The 15,774-nt window shown below is 69.9% G+C and carries 14 protein-coding genes; 5 read left to right on the forward strand and 9 right to left on the reverse strand.

Annotation, left to right across the window (positions count from 1 at the left end; genetic code table 11):
* Positions 1 to 31 precede the first annotated feature (31 nt).
* Positions 32 to 589, forward strand: coding sequence for a DUF6114 domain-containing protein (locus LGI35_RS29700; RefSeq protein ID WP_227297266.1), 558 nt, complete (start codon positions 32 to 34; stop codon positions 587 to 589).
* Positions 579 to 1,826: a hypothetical protein gene (locus LGI35_RS29705; protein WP_376568752.1), complete on the forward strand. Its 1,248-nt coding sequence runs from the start codon at positions 579 to 581 to the stop codon at positions 1,824 to 1,826. Before LGI35_RS29700 ends, LGI35_RS29705 begins: the two co-directional genes overlap by 11 nt.
* A 102-nt stretch (positions 1,827 to 1,928) precedes the next feature.
* On the opposite strand, the gene pyk is transcribed toward LGI35_RS29705, so the two are convergent.
* The 3 genes from pyk to pta all read right to left on the reverse strand — a co-directional run bounded on the left by pyk (position 1,929) and on the right by pta (position 6,762).
* Positions 1,929 to 3,359 (reverse strand): pyruvate kinase, encoded by a 1,431-nt coding sequence (gene pyk / locus LGI35_RS29710; RefSeq protein WP_227297268.1) that lies wholly within the window; start codon positions 3,357 to 3,359, stop codon positions 1,929 to 1,931.
* A gap of 74 nt (positions 3,360 to 3,433) precedes the next feature.
* On the reverse strand, positions 3,434 to 4,663 hold the full coding sequence (locus tag LGI35_RS29715; protein ID WP_227297269.1) for an acetate kinase: 1,230 nt from the start codon (positions 4,661 to 4,663) through the stop codon (positions 3,434 to 3,436).
* Between the two features lie 23 nt (positions 4,664 to 4,686).
* Positions 4,687 to 6,762 carry a phosphate acetyltransferase gene (gene pta, locus LGI35_RS29720; RefSeq protein WP_227297270.1) on the reverse strand — a complete coding sequence of 692 codons (2,076 nt, stop codon included), beginning with the start codon at positions 6,760 to 6,762 and terminating at the stop codon, positions 4,687 to 4,689.
* Positions 6,763 to 7,047: 285 nt separating this feature from the next.
* On the opposite strand from pta, the gene LGI35_RS29725 reads away from it, so the two are divergent.
* On the forward strand, positions 7,048 to 8,073 hold the full coding sequence (locus tag LGI35_RS29725; RefSeq protein WP_116513406.1) for an ATP-dependent 6-phosphofructokinase: 1,026 nt from the start codon (positions 7,048 to 7,050) through the stop codon (positions 8,071 to 8,073).
* Positions 8,074 to 8,104: 31 nt separating this feature from the next.
* Here LGI35_RS29725 and LGI35_RS29730 read toward each other — a convergent pair whose 3' ends face one another.
* Positions 8,105 to 8,818: a helix-turn-helix domain-containing protein gene (locus LGI35_RS29730; protein ID WP_227297271.1), complete on the reverse strand. Its 714-nt coding sequence runs from the start codon at positions 8,816 to 8,818 to the stop codon at positions 8,105 to 8,107.
* A gap of 111 nt (positions 8,819 to 8,929) precedes the next feature.
* On the opposite strand from LGI35_RS29730, the gene LGI35_RS29735 reads away from it, so the two are divergent.
* The gene (locus LGI35_RS29735; RefSeq protein ID WP_227297272.1) at positions 8,930 to 9,556 is read left to right on the forward strand and encodes a GntR family transcriptional regulator; all 627 of its coding nucleotides are present in this window, start codon (positions 8,930 to 8,932) and stop codon (positions 9,554 to 9,556) included.
* Positions 9,557 to 9,583: 27 nt separating this feature from the next.
* Here LGI35_RS29735 and LGI35_RS29740 read toward each other — a convergent pair whose 3' ends face one another.
* Positions 9,584 to 10,378, reverse strand: coding sequence for a carbon-nitrogen hydrolase family protein (locus LGI35_RS29740; protein WP_227297273.1), 795 nt, complete (start codon positions 10,376 to 10,378; stop codon positions 9,584 to 9,586).
* A 46-nt stretch (positions 10,379 to 10,424) separates the two neighbouring features.
* On the reverse strand, positions 10,425 to 11,780 hold the full coding sequence (locus LGI35_RS29745; RefSeq protein WP_227297274.1) for an MFS transporter: 1,356 nt from the start codon (positions 11,778 to 11,780) through the stop codon (positions 10,425 to 10,427).
* A gap of 134 nt (positions 11,781 to 11,914) precedes the next feature.
* Between LGI35_RS29745 and LGI35_RS29750 the strand changes: the two genes are divergently transcribed.
* Entirely contained in the window at positions 11,915 to 12,601 is a 687-nt protein-coding gene (locus tag LGI35_RS29750; protein ID WP_227297275.1) for a DUF2848 domain-containing protein, read from the forward strand.
* A gap of 64 nt (positions 12,602 to 12,665) precedes the next feature.
* Here the strand turns inward: LGI35_RS29750 and LGI35_RS29755 are convergent, their stop codons facing one another.
* Genes LGI35_RS29755 through LGI35_RS29765 form a run of 3 tightly spaced genes read right to left on the reverse strand, consistent with a single transcriptional unit; the run spans position 12,666 to position 15,739 of the window.
* Positions 12,666 to 13,496: a carbohydrate ABC transporter permease gene (locus LGI35_RS29755; protein ID WP_227297276.1), complete on the reverse strand. Its 831-nt coding sequence runs from the start codon at positions 13,494 to 13,496 to the stop codon at positions 12,666 to 12,668.
* Positions 13,497 to 14,375 (reverse strand): carbohydrate ABC transporter permease, encoded by an 879-nt coding sequence (locus LGI35_RS29760; protein WP_227297277.1) that lies wholly within the window; start codon positions 14,373 to 14,375, stop codon positions 13,497 to 13,499.
* A complete protein-coding gene (locus tag LGI35_RS29765; RefSeq protein ID WP_227297278.1) occupies positions 14,372 to 15,739 on the reverse strand; it encodes an extracellular solute-binding protein in 1,368 nt (455 codons plus the stop codon). The genes LGI35_RS29760 and LGI35_RS29765 overlap by 4 nt, the downstream gene beginning before the upstream one ends.
* Positions 15,740 to 15,774: the final 35 nt, after the last annotated feature.

Raw genomic sequence — 15,774 nt, forward strand, 5'->3', positions numbered from 1 at the left:
GAACAACGCCATTCCCGAGGAGCTGTACGACATGAGCGCCGAAGCGCAAGCAGGGCTGGGCGACAGGCTCGGCCGGACGCGCCGATCGTTCCGAGGGTGGCGCGGTCAGCGCCCATTCTGGGGTGGTCTGCTGACGCTGCTGGGCGGCATTCCGATCATGTACTTCCCGTACGCGAACCTCACGCTCGGCTCGATGACCATCCGGATGTCGACGACCGCCGGCGCCGGTTCGCTGATCATCGGCGTCCTGCTTGTGGTGCTCGGCCTGACGCTCTGGTTCCAGCCGATGTCCCGCGTCTTCGCGGGCGTCGCGGCGATCCTGCTCGCCCTGGTCTCGTTGGTGGTCTCCAACTTCGGTGGCTTCGTCATCGGCTTCCTGCTGGCGCTGCTCGGTGGCGCTCTCGGCATCTCCTGGGGGCCCTCACGGGCCGCGAAGACGGAGACCGGCGGCATGAAGCCCGCGGACGACGCCGACTCCGCGAAGAGCGAGACGGCGGCCTTCGATGCCTTCGGTGGTGCGTCGGACGATCTGTCAGGAACGAGCCCGAACGGCAACGACGGGACGAACGGGAGGCACCGTGCCGGCTGACGAGGTGCACCACGAGAACTCTGCTGCAGAGTTCCGTGAGAGAACCGGGCCGCGGCATGCAGCCCCCAGAAAGCCGCTGTTCACCAGGCTGCACATGCCCGCGGGCAAAGCCATCGCCATTGCGGCGATGCCCACGGCCGTGCTCATGGGCATGGGGCTGACCCCCACGCTCGCGCAGGCCAAGGACAACCCCACCAAGTTCTCGGCGGACGACTACAAGGCGTGCGCCGACGCGATCAAGGCGTCCAAGGACGGCAAGGACGCGGCCGACGACAAGGGGGACGAGTCCGCCTCGCCCACCCCGTCGCCCTCCGCGTCCGCGAGCAAGGACACGTCGGACGACAAGGCGGACTCGGGCGACAAGGCCGAGCCCACCCCGTCGCCCTCCGCGTCCAAGTCCACGGACGCTCCCTCGGACGACAGCACGGCCGGCGGCAAGACGGCCACGCCGACCCCGACGCCCACCGAGACCAAGAACCCGCTCGACCCGCTGGGTGTCGGCGACGCGCTCAAGGACCTGCTGACGCCGGATCAGAAGGAGTCGGCGACCCCGACCCCCTCGGCGTCCAAGTCCGCGGATGTGGGCGGCACCGTCAAGGACACCGTCGACAAGGTCACCGACCCCGTCAAGGACACGGCGGACAAGGCCGGGGACGCGGTCAAGGACACGGTGGACAAGGCCGGAAAGGCCGTCGACGACACCGCGGACAAGGCCACCGACGTGGTCCCCACGCCCTCGGCGAGCGAGACCGGTGTGCCGGACAACTGCCCGGTCGCCACGGACGACGAGGGGGGCAACGAGCAGACCCCTGCTCAGGTCCCGAACGACTCGTGGCACCTGGAGGCCAGTTCGCTGACCCTCAAGGGCGCGGACTACCAGGGCGTCGTGAACGTGCGCACGCCCAACGGCACGGTCAAGAAGGTCCTGAAGTACGTCATCTCGAACGGCACCGACATCGGTGACCTGCACCAGACGGTCGACGGCCCGGGCGGCAAGACGTACCACGTCCAGGCCGGCAAGGGCACCACGTCCACCATCCGTGGTGGGAAGACCACCATGTACACGGAGTCGATCTCGGGCAACCTCCTGGGGCTGATCCCGATCACGTTCGACGCGGAGCACCCGCCGCCGCTGAACATCCCGCTGATCTACTTCACGAACGTGAAGGTCAAGCAGGCCGGTCAGTTCGGTGGTGACCTGCACGTGCCGGGTCTCCACCAGTACCTCACCGACTGACCCCGCTGCCGCGCGCAGCCACGGACCCGTCCGGGAGCCGCACAAACGCCGAGGGCGCCCCCTTCAACAGGGGGCGCCCTCGGCGCGGTTCGGGGGGAGGCGTCAGTCGCGCTCTCCGCCGCCCAGGTGGTGCACCCGGACCATGTTGGTGGTGCCGGGGACACCGGGGGGCGAACCGGCCGTGATGATCACGGTGTCACCGTCGTTGAAGCGGTCCAGCTTCACCATCTCGGCGTCGACCAGGTCGACCATCGCGTCGGTGTTGTCGACGTACGGCACGATGTGCGACTCGACGCCCCAGCTCAGCGTCAGCTGGTTGCGGGTGCCCTCGTCCGTGGTGAAGGCCAGGATCGGCTGGGCCGCGCGGTAGCGGGACAGGCGGCGGGCCGTGTCGCCGGACTGGGTGAAGGCCACGAGGCCCTTGGCGCCCAGGAAGTCGGCGATCTCGCAGGCCGCGCGGGCGACCGAACCGCCCTGCGTGCGCGGCTTCTTGCCGGGCACGAGCGGCTGGAGGCCCTTGGACAGGAGCTCACCCTCGGCCGCGACGACGATCTTCGACATCGTCTTCACGGTCTCGATCGGATAGGCGCCCACGGAGGACTCGGCGGACAGCATGACCGCGTCCGCGCCGTCCAGGATCGCGTTGGCGACGTCGGACGCCTCGGCGCGCGTGGGGCGGGAGTTGGTGATCATCGACTCCATCATCTGGGTCGCGACGATCACCGGCTTGGCGTTGCGGCGGCACATCTCCACGAGGCGCTTCTGCACCATCGGGACCTTCTCGAGCGGGTACTCGACGGCGAGGTCACCGCGGGCCACCATCACGGCGTCGAACGCCGCGACGACGCCCTCCATGTTGTCGACCGCCTGCGGCTTCTCCACCTTGGCGATGACGGGGACCCGGCGGCCCTCCTCGTCCATCACCTTGTGGACGTCCTGGACGTCGTCGGCGTCGCGCACGAAGGACAGGGCGACCATGTCGCAGCCCATCCGCAGGGCGAAGCGCAGGTCGTCGACGTCCTTCTCGGACAGCGCGGGCACGTTCACGGCCGCGCCGGGCAGGTTGATGCCCTTGTGGTCGGAGATGACACCGCCCTCGACGACGATCGTCTTCACGCGCGGCCCGTCGACCTCGACGACGCGCAGCTCGACGTTGCCGTCGTTGATGAGGATCTGGTCGCCCTTGGAGACATCGCCGGGCAGACCCTTGTAGGTCGTGCCGCAGATCGACTTGTCGCCCGGGACATCGTCGGTGGTGATGGTGAACTCGTCACCGCGCACCAGCTCGACGGGGCCTTCGGCGAAGGTCTCGAGACGGATCTTGGGGCCCTGGAGGTCCGCGAGGACGCCGACGGCGCGGCCGGTGCTCTCCGCGGCGGCCCGGACACGGTCGTACCGCCCCTGGTGCTCGGCGTGCGTGCCATGGCTGAAGTTGAAGCGGGCCACATTCATGCCGGCTTCGATCAGCGCAACGAGCTGCTCTTCGGAGTCGACGGCGGGGCCCAGCGTGCAGACGATTTTGGAACGGCGCATGGGGGCGATCCTATCGGTTTGTTTCGCTACGGAATATTCCGTCTGGTGGAATCTACAAATGGGCGGTGGTGCGCTCAGTCGTTGCGGGACGCGGGGTCGTGCACGAGGGCGTAGGCCTGCCGCGCGATCTCCAGTTCCTCGTCGGTCGGGACGACGGCGACCGCCACCCGCGCGTACTCCGGCGAGATCAGCCGCGGTTCGTCGGAACGTACGGAATTGAGCTCGCCGTCGACCGCGAGGCCCAGCTCCTCCAGACCCGCGACGGCAGCTTCGCGCACCGGCGCCGCGTTCTCACCGACCCCCGCCGTGAACACCACGGCATCCACCCGGCCGAGCACCGCGTAGTAGGCGCCGATGTACTTCTTCAGACGGTGGATGTAGATGTCGAAGGCGAGCCGCGCCTCCTCGTCGCCCTCGTCGATACGGCGCCGGATCTCCCGCATGTCGTTGTCGCCGCAGAGACCGACGAGACCGCTCTTCTGGTTGAGCAGTACGTCGATCTCGTCGGCGGACATGTTGCCCACCCGCATCAAATGGAAGATGACGGCCGGGTCCACATCGCCCGAACGCGTCCCCATCACCAGGCCCTCCAGAGGCGTCAGGCCCATGGACGTGTCCACGCACCGGCCGCCGCGCACCGCCGACGCCGAGGCGCCGTTGCCCAGGTGCAGCACGATGACGTTGACCTCCTCGGGGTCCTTGCCGAGGAGCTCGGCCGCCTTGCGGGACACGTACGCGTGCGACGTGCCGTGGAAGCCGTAGCGGCGGATGCGGTGCTCGTCGGCGGTCTTCACGTCGATCGCGTAGCGCGCCGCCGACTCCGGCATCGTCGTGTGGAACGCCGTGTCGAAGACGGCGACCTGCGGCAGGTCCGGGCGCAACGCCATCGCGGTGCGGATGCCCGTGAGGTTGGCCGGGTTGTGCAGCGGAGCGACCGGGATCAGCCGCTCGATCTCCGCGAGCACCGCGTCGTCGATGACGGTCGGCTCGGTGAAGAACATGCCGCCGTGCACCACCCGGTGGCCGATCGCGGCGAGCTCGGGGGAGTCCAGGCCCATCCCGTCGCGGGCCAGCTCCCCGGCGACCGCCTTCAGGGCCGCGTCGTGGTCGGCGATCGGGCCGTTCACCTCGCGTGCCTCGCCGCCTCCGGTCAGCGGCGTGTGCTTGAGGCGGGACGTCTCCTCGCCGATGCGCTCGACGAGGCCCACGGCGAGCCGGGCGCCGCTCTCCATGTCGAGCAGCTGGTACTTCAGCGACGAGGAGCCGGAGTTGAGGACGAGAACTCGGCTGGGCGTGGCGGTCACAGGTGCTTACCTCTTCGTAGGGGTCAGGAGGCCGGCGTCTGGGCCTGGATCGCCGTGATGGCGACCGTGTTGACGATGTCCTGCACGAGCGCGCCGCGCGACAGGTCGTTGACCGGCTTGCGCAGACCCTGCAGGACCGGACCGACGGCGATGGCGCCTGCCGAACGCTGCACGGCCTTGTACGTGTTGTTGCCGGTGTTCAGGTCGGGGAAGATCAGCACGCTGGCCTGGCCCGCGACCTCCGAGCCGGGCAGCTTGGTCGCCGCCACCGACGGCTCGACCGCCGCGTCGTACTGGATGGGGCCCTCGATCCTCAGGTCGGAGCGCCGCTCGCGCACCAGCTCCGTGGCCTTGCGCACCTTGTCGACGTCCGCGCCCGAGCCCGACGTACCCGTCGAGTACGACAGCATCGCGATCCGCGGGTCCACGCCGAACTGCTCGGCCGTGGCGGCCGCCTGGACCGCGATGTCGGCGAGCTGCTGCGCGTCCGGGTCCGGGTTCACCGCGCAGTCGCCGTACACGAGGACCTTGTCGGCGAGGCACATGAAGAAGACGGACGACACGATGTCGGCGTCCGGCTTCGTCTTGATGATCTCGAAGGCCGGGCGGATCGTCGCGGCCGTCGAGTGCACGGAACCCGACACCATGCCGTCCGCCAGACCGCCCTGCACCATCAGCGTCCCGAAGTAGTTCACGTCCGCCACCACGTCGTACGCGAGCTCGACCGTGACGCCCTTGTGGGCGCGCAGCTGCGCGTACTCTGCGGCGAACCGGTCCCGCAGCTGGGACGTGGCCGGGTCGATGAGCTGCGAGTCCACCAGGTCGACGCCCAGGTCGGCGGCCTTCTTGCGGATCTGCTCCACCGGGCCGAGCAGCGTCAGGTCGCACACCCCGCGGCGCAGCAGGACGTCCGCCGCGCGCAGGACGCGCTCCTCGGTGCCCTCGGGCAGCACGACGCGGCGCTTGTCGGCGCGGGCCCGCTCCAGGAGCTTGTGCTCGAACATCATCGGGGTGACGCGGTCGCTGCTCGGCGCCGAGACGCGCTCCAGCAGGCCGGCCGTGTCGACCCACCGCTCGAAGAGACCGAGCGCCGTCTCCGCCTTGCGGGGCGTCGCCGCGTTCAACTTGCCCTCCATGGAGAACAGTTCGCCCGCCGTGGGGAAGGAACCGCCCTTCACCGCCACCACCGGCGTGCCGGGCGCGAGGCGGTCGGAGAGCGTCAGGATCTCCTCGCCCGGCCGCTCGTCGAGGGTCAGCAGGACGCCCGCTATCGGCGGGGTCCCGGCGCTGTGCGCGGCGAGCGACCCCACCACGAGGTCCGCGCGGTCCCCGGGCGTCACGACCAGACAGCCCGGCGTCAGCGCCTTGATGAAGGCCGGCAGCATCGCGCCGCCGAACACGAAGTCCAGCGCGTCGCGCGCGAGGCCCGCGTCGTCGCCGAGCAGCACCTCGCCGCCGAGCGCCTGCGCGATCTGGGAGACCGTCGGCGCGGACAGGGCGGGCTCGTCCGGCAGTACGTAGGTGGGGACCGGGAGATGGGCCGCCAGGCTCTCGCGTATCTCCTCGCGGTCCTGCGCCGCCACCCGGTTCACGACCATCGCGAGCACGTCGCAGCCGAGGACCTCGTACGCGCGGTACGCGTTGCGGGTCTCGGCGTGCACGGACTCCGGGGTCTGCTTGCGGCCGCCCACGACGGGAATGACGGACGCTCCGAACTCGTTGGCGAGGCGGGCGTTGACGGCCAGCTCGTCGGGGAGCTGGGTGTCGGCGAAGTCCGTGCCGAGGACGAGGACGACCTCGTAGTCGCGGGCGACCTGGTGGAAGCGGTCCACGAGGCGCGAGACCAGTTCGTCGGTGCCCTGTTCGGCCTGCACGGCGGACGCCTCGTGGTAGTCGAGGCCGTAGACCGTCGCCGGGTCCTGGGAGAGGCGGTAGCGCGCACGCAGCAGATCGAAGAGCCGGTCGGGACCGTCGTGGACGAGGGGGCGGAAGACTCCCACGCGGTCGACCTGCCGGGTCAGGAGCTCCATGACTCCCAGCTCCACGACCTGCCGGCCGTCACCCCGGTCGATCCCGGTCACGTACACGCTGCGCGTCACGCGTGCTCTCCCTTTCGTTGGACGGGCCGCAGAGAAGGGGCCTCTGCCGCAGAGATTCGGCCGCTGAACCGGCCTCTGATGAAAGTCGTAGCCGTGCCCTCTTGACAATACCTCCGGGGGTGGCTAGGTCGCCCGCCGGACAAAGGCCCTGGTCCGGGGGCCGAAAGACCCCCGGAACACGCGCCGCACGGGCCCCCGCGCCCGGCGGTGACCCCCATCGCCCCCACGGCCGTGAAAGAATCGAAGCGGCTCACAAGTCTCAACAGCGAGCAGGAGACACGCACGATGCGTATCGGAGTTCTCACCGCCGGCGGCGACTGTCCTGGCCTGAACGCAGTGATCCGGTCGGTCGTGCACCGCGCCGTCACGCACCACGGCGACGAGGTGATCGGCTTCGAGGACGGATACGCGGGACTGCTCGACGGGCGCTACCGCACCCTCGACCTGAACGCCGTGAGCGGCATCCTCGCCCGCGGCGGCACCATCCTCGGCTCCTCCCGGCTCGAGCGCGACCGCTTCCGCGCCGCCTGCGAGAACGCCAAGGAACTCGCCACCGAGATCGGTTTCGACGTCCTCATCCCCATCGGCGGCGAGGGCACGCTGACCGCCGCCCGGATGCTCGCCGACGCGGGCCTGCCCGTGGTCGGCGTCCCGAAGACCATCGACAACGACATCTCCGCCACGGACCGCACCTTCGGCTTCGACACCGCCGTCGGCGTCGCCACGGAGGCCATGGACCGGCTGAAGACCACCGCCGAGTCCCACCAGCGCGTCATGGTCGTCGAGGTGATGGGCCGGCACGCGGGCTGGATCGCCCTGGAGTCCGGCATGGCGGGCGGCGCGCACGGCATCTGCCTGCCCGAGCGCCCCTTCGACCCGGCCGACCTGGTCAAGATGGTCGAGGAGCGCTTCGCGCGCGGCAAGAAGTTCGCCGTCATCTGCGTGGCCGAGGGCGCGCACCCCGCCGAGGGCACGATGGACTACCAGACCGGCGCGATCGACCGCTTCGGCCACGAGCGCTTCCAGGGCATCGGCACGGCCCTCGCGTTCGAGCTGGAGCGCCGCCTCGGCAAGGAGGCGAAGCCGGTCATTCTCGGCCACGTCCAGCGCGGCGGCACCCCGACCGCGTACGACCGGGTCCTCGCCACGCGCTTCGGCTGGCACGCCGTCGAGGCCGCGCACCAGGGCGTCTCCGGCCGCATGACGGCGCTGCGCGGCACGGAGATCGAGATGGTCCCGCTCGCCGAGGCCGTCGCCGAACTGAAGACGGTCCCGAAGGACCGCATGGACGAGGCGGAATCGGTCTTCTAGAGCTCCACCGTCCGGCGACCGCCGCCACCGCCTACGACGTGCGCATCCTCGACCAGAACTCGTCGAGGATCCCGTCGAGGAACTCCCGCCCGGCCTCGCCCGACTCGCGCCCCGCACCGCCGCCCCAGCTGAGCGTCGCGGCCATCAGCGCCTGGTACTCGAGCTGCATCTCCTGGAGGACTTCCTCCAGTTGACCCTTGTGCACGGGGACGAGCTTGGTGATCGGGCGCGTGTACGCCTGCCAGCGCGTGGTCACCGCGCTGCGCAGGAAATCCGCCAGCTGCTCGTCGCGGCCCGTGACGGTCGAGAAGTCCGGCGGCGCAAGGCCGAGCACCTCGGCGAGGGTGGCCGACTGGCGCTCGTTGCCGCGCCACTCGCCGGTCTCCTCCATCCGCAGATACGAATGGATCTCCACCCCCACCGTGCGCGCCACGTCCTCCGGCGCCATGCCGCGGGCCATCCGGTGCTCGCGCAGCGTCCGCGCCGCGCCTATGAGATCACCCGGCGAGCACCACAGGGCACCCGCGAGCGCGGTGAGCTCCGCCGAGGTCGGCGACGTGAGCCCGCGCTCCCAGGCGATGATCGTGTCGGGCGTGACGTGATGCTGGCCGTACGAGGCGCGCATGCCGTAAGCGACATGCCCGGGCGCCATCCCGAGGGCCTCACGGAGGCGTCGGGCGGCCGGAGCGTTGAACGGTGGGGCGGAGTCGCTTGGGTGCACGGGCACACGGTAGGTGTGGGACATGCCGGTGGCTACGGTCTGTTCGCACCGGGTTACTTGTCGTAGGAACCTACGGGGACCGGACTCCGGGTGACCAGATCCGTATACTCCTTGTATGCAACTCTGGGGGCAGTCGTGACGTCGGGACGGGACAAGGCCTACGCGTTTCTCAAGGAGAACGTGCTCGCGGACCCGGACAGGCAAGGGGAGTTCCTCTCCGAGCAGGAGCTCGCCGACCGGATCGGTGTCTCCCGCACCCCGATCCGCGAGGCGCTCCTGCTGCTCGCCGCCGAGGACCTCGTACGGCTGGTCCCCAAGCGCGGGGCACAGGTCGTACCGCTGTCGGGGCGGGAGATCACCGAGCTGATGGAGCTGCGCGGCATCGTCGAGCGGTACTCCGCGGAGCGGGTCATCGCCGGGGGCAACGCCCCCGTGTCCGAGCTGACCGCGCTGCTCGACCGCCAGCGCACGCTCAGCGGGGCCGAGCACGCCAAGGAGTTCATCGCGGTGGATCACCTCTTCCACGCGACGATCGTGGCGGCGGCCGGCAACGCCCTGCTCGACCGCCACTACGACGGGCTCCGCAGCCGCCAGATCCGGGCCGGGGTGGTGGCGCTGTTCAACCAGCACGGCCGGCAGGAGTCCGTGCTCCATGAGCACGAGGCGATCCTCGACGCGATCGCCTCCGGCGACCGGCAGGCCGCGTGCACCGCGATCGACAGCCACCTGGAGTCGACGCTCAAGGTGCTGCTCGCGGGATAGCGGGCCTGCCGGGCATCCGGCTCGTCGTCAAAGGCTCCGGCGGTTGGCCAGTACCGGGATGGAACGGCGGACCGAGGCGACCTCGTCGAGGTCCAGGTCCGCGACGAGCAGCCCCGGTCCCTCTTCGAGGCGCTCGCGCACGGTTCCGTCCGGGCCGACGACGGCGCTGTGGCCGATGCCGGTGGGGGCGTTCGACGCGGCGGTGACGCCGGAGGCCGCCGGGTCCGCCTGGTCCACGGCGGCGAGCCAGAGCGTGGCGTCGAGCGCGCGGGCGCGGATCAGCAGCTCCCACTGCTCCCGCTTGCCCGGGCCCGCGCCCCATGAGGCGGGGAGCACGGACACCACCGCGCCCGCGTCGGCGTGGGCCCTGAACAGCTCGGGGAAGCGGACGTCGTAGCAGGTCGCGAGGCCGATGCGGGTGCCGTCGACGTCGAAGGTGACGACCTCGGACCCGGGTGCCACCGTGTCGGACTCGGCGAAGCCGAAGGCGTCGTAGAGATGGATCTTGTCGTACGCCGCCTCGACGCCGGGGCCGGTGGCGAGCAGGGTGTTGGCCACCTTTCCGTCCGGGGCGGGGGTGAACATGCCCGCGACGACGACGAGGTCGGCCTCCTTGGCGATCTGGCGCACCGCCGTGGCCCACGGGCCGTCGAGCGGTTCGGCCAGCGGCGCCAGCGGGGTCCCGAAGCAGGCCATCGCGGCCTCCGGGAAGACGACGACGCGGGCGCCCGCGTCCGCCGCGAGACGGGCCTGTTCGCGCAGGAGCGCGAGGTTCTCCTCGGGGCGGGGGCCGGTGGTGATCTGGCTCAGCGCGATACGCATGAGACGTTCCTCCTCGTGTGGGCGTTCGGGAATGCGCGGTCTGGAGTCAGGACGCCGTCGACGCGGCGGGGGAGCGGACCGGTTCGCCGCTCAGCAGCTCCTCGTCGCTGCGGTCGCCGTCGCGGCCCAGGCACAGCCCGGCGATGGTGACGATCGCGGTGCCCGCGACGTAGAGGGCCAGCGGGATCCACGAGTCGTACGCGTCGAGCAGCGCCGTGAACAGCAGGGGCGCGACGGCGCCGCCGATGACACCGGCCAGCGTGTACGCGAGCGAGGAGCCTGTGTAGCGCAGTCGCGGGGAGAACTGCTCGGCGATGAAGGCCGCCTGCGGCCCGTACATCGCGGAGTGGAAGACCAGCGCCACCACGACGCCGAGCGCGAGCAGCGGCCAGCTCCCGCCGCCGATCATCGGGAAGAACAGGAACGGCCACACGCCGGCGGCCGCGGCCGAGACCCCGTACAGGACGCGGCGGTTGACGCGGTCGGACAGGGCGCCGGCCAGCGGGATCAGGAAGACCTGGAGGGAGGAGCCGATGAGGACGGCGGCCAGGGCGGAGCCGCGGGACATGCCGAGCTCGCCGGTCGCGTAGGTCAGGACGAAGACGGTGAAGAGCGCGTACAGGACGTCCGGGGCCACGCGGCTGAGGATCGCGGCCGCCAGGGCGCGCGGGTGCGTCGTGAAGACCTCGCGGATCGGGGCCTCGGGGCGCTTCTGCTCGGCCTCCATCGCCTTGAAGACGGGGGTCTCCTCGAGCTTCGCGCGGATCCACAGGCCGAAGAAGACGAGCACGCCGGAGAGCAGGAACGCCACGCGCCAGCCCCAGGACGTGAACTGGGCCTCCGTCAGGAGGGCGCCGAGGGCGGCGAGTACGCCGTTGGCGAGCAGGTTGCCGACCGGCGGGCCGATCTGAGCGGCCGAGGCGTAGAAGCCGCGCCGGCGTGGATCGCCGAACTCGCTGGACAGCAGCACCGCCCCGCCCCACTCGCCGCCGACACCGACGCCCTGGGCGAAGCGGAGGATCACGAGGGTGATCGGCGCGGCGACGCCGATCGTGGCGTAGGAGGGGAGCAGGCCGATCGCGAGGGTCGCGGCCCCGATCAGGACGAGTGTCGCGATCAGGACCTTCTTGCGGCCGAGCTTGTCGCCGAGGCGGCCGAAGACGAAACCGCCGAGCGGGCGCGACACGTAGCCGACGGCGTACGTGGAGAACGCCAGCAGGGTGCCGGTGGCGGGGTCCTCCGAGGGGAAGAAGACATCGCCGAAGACCAGCGCCGCCGCGACGGAGTAGATGGCGAAGTCGTACCACTCCAGTGCGGTTCCGGTCAGGCTGGCGAAGAAGGCGCGGCGGACCGCGGACCCGCCGAGCGGGGTCTTTTCCGTGCTCGTGCTGGTGTGGTTCACGACGTCCGTCCCTGAGGTTCCTTGGGTGAGGTTAACTGTCGACCTTCCGGCATACTTCTTGTATACAGGTCGTATGCGCAAGCCTTCCGCGCAAAGTTAACCTCCCCGATACCGCGAACGATGTGGAGAAACCCATGGCGCTGCTGACCTTCGAACTGCCCGACGGCACCACCCGCAAGGTCGATGTCGTGCAGGTGCTCAACGCCGGATACGCCGGGCGCAGCCAGGACGACGTCGCCGCCCACGTGGCGGAACTCGCCGAGCTGGGGGTGCCCGCGCCGTCCGTGACCCCCGCGCTCTACCCCGTCTCCCCCTACCTCGCCCAGCACACCGACCAGGTCCGCGTCCAGCACGGGCGCACCTCGGGCGAGGCCGAGTGGGCGCTGGTCGTCGATCAGGACGGCGACCTGCTGCTGACGGCCGCCTGCGACCACACCGACCGCGAGCTGGAGGTGCACGGCGTGGCATGGAGCAAGAACGCGAGCCCCGACGTCCTCGCCCGCCGCGCCTGGCGCCTCGCCGACGTGCAGGAGCGCCTCGACGACCTGACCCTGCGCGCCTGGGTGACCCACGACGGCCGGGAGACCCTGATCCAGGACGGCACCCTGGCCGAGCTGCTCACGCCGGCCTACTGGGCCGACGTCCTGCGCGAGCGCGGCGACCTGGTGCCCGGCACGGTCCTGATCTCCGGCACGATCCCGATGGCCGAGGGCGTCGACCAGTTCGCCCCCCACTGGCGCGTGGAACTGACCGACCCGGCCACGGGCGACACGATCGACCTGGCGTACGACGTGGTGAGGATGCCGGTGCCGATCGGCTGAGGAGACGGCCGGGCGGCCCGTCGATCAGTGCGGGGCGCGAGGGTGCGGGATGCGGATCGGCCGGTCAGCCCTTGACCGCACCCCCCAGCGCGAACCCCCCGCCGAAGCGCCGGGCCACCAGGACGTACAGCAGGATCACCGGCGTCGAGTAGATGATCGAGAAGGCTGCCAGCTGGCCGTAGACGACCGTGCCCCGGTTGCCGAAGAAGTCGTTGATGCTCACCGAGGCCGGCATCTGCTCGGGGGTGAGCAGGAGCATGAAGGGGACGAAGAAGTTGCCCCACATCATGACGAACGAGAAGACCGTGACCACCGATATGCCTGGCCCCATCAAGGGGAGCACGATGCGGATCAGGGACTGGAACGAGGACGCCCCGTCCGTCCAGGCCGCCTCCTCCAGCTCCTTCGGGACGCCGTCCATGAAGTTCTTCATCAGCCAGATGGCGAACGGGAGTTGGGACGCGGCGAAGAAGAAGATCGTGCCCTGCATCGTGTCGATCAGATCGACCTGCACGAAGAGCGCGTAGACCGGGACCATGATCGCCGTGATGGGGAGGCACGTCGCGAACAGGACCGTCGCCAGGAACGGGTTGTTGAAGCGGGAGCGGTAGCGGGACAGCGGGTATGCCGCGAGGGCCGCGCTCGCCACCGTCAGGAGGGTCGCGCCGCCGCACAGCAGCAGGCTGTTGAGGAGCGGTGTGAAGGTGATGTCGGGGGTCAGGACCGCGTCGAAGTTGTCCAGGGTGACGCCGTCGGGGATCTTCACCTGGAGGTTCGCGTGCGCGTCGAGCGCGGAGAGGACCACCCACGCCAGCGGCAGGACGAACGCCGCGGCGACGATCAGGAGTCCGGCGTCGGCCGCGAGGCGGTGGCGGACGGTGCGGGGTGAGGACACTCAGGCCTCCGAGCGCAGCAGGCGCATATAGACCAGCGAGAAGAGCGAGCCGACGACCAGGAGGAGCAGGGCGACCGCCGTGCCGTAGCCGATCATGCTCTTCTGGAAGGCCTGCTCGTACATGAACAGGGGCAGGGTCTGGCTGCGGTTTCCGGGCCCGCCCCGCGTCATCACCCAGATCAGGCCGAAGACGGACAGCGTCTGCAGGGTGTTCAGCATGAGGTTCGTGCCGATGGAGCGGCGGATCATCGGCAGCGTGATGTGCCACATGCGGCGCCAGCCGCCCGCGCCGTCCATCTCCGCCGCCTCGGTGATCTCCTTGGGTATCTCGCCGAGCGCCGCCGAGTAGACCAGCATGGAGAACGCCGTCCCGCGCCACACGTTGGCGAAGGACACCGCGAGGATCGGCAGCGTGAACAGCCAGTTCTGGGTGGGCAGATGGAGCCAGTCCAGGATCGCGTTGAGCGTGCCCTCGCGGCGGAAGAACGCGTAGAGGAGGAAGCCGGCGACGACCTCCGGCAGGACCCACGCACAGATCACGACCGCGCCCGTGACCGTGCGGACCGTCTTCGACGCTCGCTGCATCAGCGCGGCGAGGGCGAGGCCCAGCGTGTTCTGCCCGATGAGCGAGGACAGGACGGTGAAGACGAGGGTGAGCCAGACCGCGTTCAGGAACGCGTCGTCCTTGAACGCGGCCGTGAAGTTGTCGAAGCCCACGAAGGAGGAGTGGGCCTGGCCCGTCAGCTGCAGGTCCGTGAAGGCGATGTACGCGCAGTACGCGATCGGGCCGGCGAGGAAGAGCAGCAGCAGGACCAGGGAAGGGGCCAGGGGCAGGGCGCGTGTCAGGGGGCGGCGTGCACCGCCCCGCCCCACCTTCACTTGGTGATCACCTTGCCGTCCGTCGCCGTCTTGAGTTGCTCGTCATAGGTGCTCGCCGCCTTCTCCACCGAGCTGTCGCCGGTCGTGACCGACTCCATCGCCTCCTGGATCGCCGTGGAGACCTTCGGGTACGCCGGGTACGCGGGCCGGTAGTGGGTCGACGCCACCAGGTCGGTGAAGAACTTGATGCCGGGCTGCGCCTTCACGTACGCCGGGTCGGCCGCGACGTCCTTGCGGACCGCGATGCCCGAGTTGGCGATGTACCACTTCTGGGCGTTGGCCTTGGTCTGCATGGTCTTGATGAACTCGAAGGCCAGGTCGGGGTTGGACGCCTTCGACGGGATCGACCACGTCCAGCCGCCCGACATGCTGACCTTGCCCGGCGCCTGGCCGTTCTGCGTCGGCATGTGCGCGAGGCCCAGCTTCTGCGACCACTCGGGCCACTCGTGGCCGCTGCCCTTCAGCCAGTCCTGCGGGAGCCAGGAGCCGTCGAGGTTGATCGCCAGCTTGCTCTCGGGGAGCAGCTCGCCGCGGACCCGGGTGCCGATGTTCGGGTCGAGGGCGTCGGAGACGTCGGGGCCGAGCTTCTCGCCGTAGACCGTCTTCACGAAGTTCAGCGCGTCCTTGAACGGCTTGCCCGCGGTGATCCACTTGTTGGACGCCTTGTCGTACAGCGGGTCCGCCGTGTCCGACCCCGTCCCGTACAGCAGCATCTCGAAGCCCTGCATCGCCGACTGCTCGCCGCCGGGCTTGCCCGTGTAGACGTTGAGCGGGGTGACGGAGGGGACCTTCTTCTTGATCGTGCGGGCCGTGTCGAGGACGTCGTCCCAGGTCTTGGGCTGCCAGGGGGTCTTGATGCCGGCCTTCGCGAAGATGCCCTTGTCGTACCAGAGCCCGCGGGTGTCCGTGCCGTCCGGGACGCCGTACGTCTTGCCGTCCTGGGCCTTGGCCGCGTTCTTCGCCGTGTCGATGAACTGGTTCCAGTCGGGCCACTTGGCGAGATACGGGTCGAGGGGCTTCAGGTAGCCGCTGGTGATGTCCGAGTTGATGAGGAACGTGTCCTCGTAGACCAGGTCCGGAGCCGTCTTCGGGGAGCGCAGCATCTGCTGGAGCTTGGTGTAGTACTCGGAGTCCGGCGCCTTGATCGGCACCAGCTTCACCTTCTTGCCCGGATGGTCCTTCTCGAACTGTGTCTTCATCGACGCCAGGTATTTGTCCATGACACGTATCTGGTTGTCGGTCGACTGCTTGAAGGAGATCCTGACGGTGTCCGGGTCGTCCCCGGAGCCGCTGCCGCAGGCCGTCAGGCCGGTCGCGGCGATGAGCAGAGTGGCGCTGAGGAGCACTGGAGCGGTGGGGCGCACGGGCACGACCTCCTACGGGCCGCCGCCGGCCGGCT

Source organism: Streptomyces longhuiensis (genome assembly GCF_020616555.1).
Taxonomy (GTDB): domain Bacteria; phylum Actinomycetota; class Actinomycetes; order Streptomycetales; family Streptomycetaceae; genus Streptomyces; species Streptomyces longhuiensis.